The following is a 1231-nucleotide window of genomic DNA, read 5'->3' as shown; positions in this document are numbered from 1 at the left end:
TCATTTATACATTACCTAAGTATTCTCATTACGATATCTTGACTTTGATAAAAGCTTTCTGCCTCTCTGAATTGTTCAGATAGTACTGAACCTTCTACAGTGGCTTTTGTTTTTATCGTATGGTAGGCATCCCTTTTGCTTCATGGTTAAAAAATTTCATACTAAGCTCGCGTTTTTTCCTTTTGATAAGTGATTGCTCAGCCTTACGTAAATACGCCACCATTTCCATCTTTATAAATTCATTTTGGATCATGGCTAATGAACCATCGATATGTGCTTGAAGATCTGCAGTATCTTTCAGGTTTTCTTTTGTTTGAAGTTCATCAAATAGATGTTGGAGGTATTTAAAACGATTTTCTACGGTTTCAAAAGTTTCTAAACTTACAGCTTTATCTTGTATCGATGCAAATTGTAAACGCTCCGAAATAGCTTTGCCCATTTGATCAAAAGTCCCAGAAATTTTGTTTTCGTCCTCTAATACCTTTTGATATGATTCCCTTGAAAGCTTATCTTTCTTATAGAGCGATTCAGGCTCTTTGAGAAAAAAACTAGAAAAGTCTATTTTCTGAGGTCCAGTTTTCTGACTATTTGTTATAGCTTGATAGGTTTTTTCTGTTTGCGAAATTTGTTCTTTTTTCAACGCAAGCTGTTTTGTTAAGAGCTCAATAATTTCTCCTTTTTTTAATAGATTAATAAGCTCCAGATATTCTGGAGGTGGAGAGGGCACGAAAGCTGATTTAGGTGCCTGAGCTGTGGGAGATACTGGAGTTGTGTTAGATGGCTTAGAGCCACTAGGTTGAGAAGGTGCGGAATTTCTTTCCTTTCCAAAAGTAGAAAGGTCGATTTTAATATTGGGTGGATTATGTGCTGGCTTGTGGCGTTTTGGTAGTGTTGGTTTTTTATGTTTCTTTATTGCAGTGAGATCTTCTAACCCTGTACCATGAACTACAATAGCACGGTTGCTACCTCCTCCTTGCTTAGTACCAGTGTTACTTCTTGCTAAGTTTGTTGTTCCAAGAAACGCACTAATTGCTATGATAATAATCAGTTTTTGCATATTTTATTCCTTTTAATTTTCACATATTTAGAAAGACTGACTATTACATTATTAACTTCATAAATCAGTTTATGAGATTCCGTTGTCTCCTCGCTTGATTTCGGCAGGGATTGTTTTATTAATAGGCACCCGGTTCCTATCATTTGGCTGTTTTAGCTTTGGTGCTAATGCACA

At 35.8% G+C, this 1231-nt stretch carries 2 protein-coding genes; both read right to left on the bottom strand.

Annotation, left to right across the window (positions count from 1 at the left end; translation table 11 throughout):
* Positions 1-112 precede the first annotated feature (112 nt).
* The gene (locus ACFIJL_RS09460; protein WP_375624452.1) at positions 113-1057 is read right to left on the bottom strand and encodes a type IV secretion system protein; all 945 of its coding nucleotides are present in this window, start codon (positions 1055-1057) and stop codon (positions 113-115) included.
* A 69-nt stretch (positions 1058-1126) separates the two neighbouring features.
* Positions 1127-1231, bottom strand: a 105-nt coding sequence (locus ACFIJL_RS09455; RefSeq protein WP_375611078.1) for a TrwH protein, incomplete at its 5' end; no start/stop codon positions are given.

Source organism: Bartonella sp. TT119HLJHH (genome assembly GCF_042193385.1).
GTDB lineage: Bacteria > Pseudomonadota > Alphaproteobacteria > Rhizobiales > Rhizobiaceae > Bartonella.
This window is presented reverse-complemented; position numbering and strand designations above follow the sequence as displayed.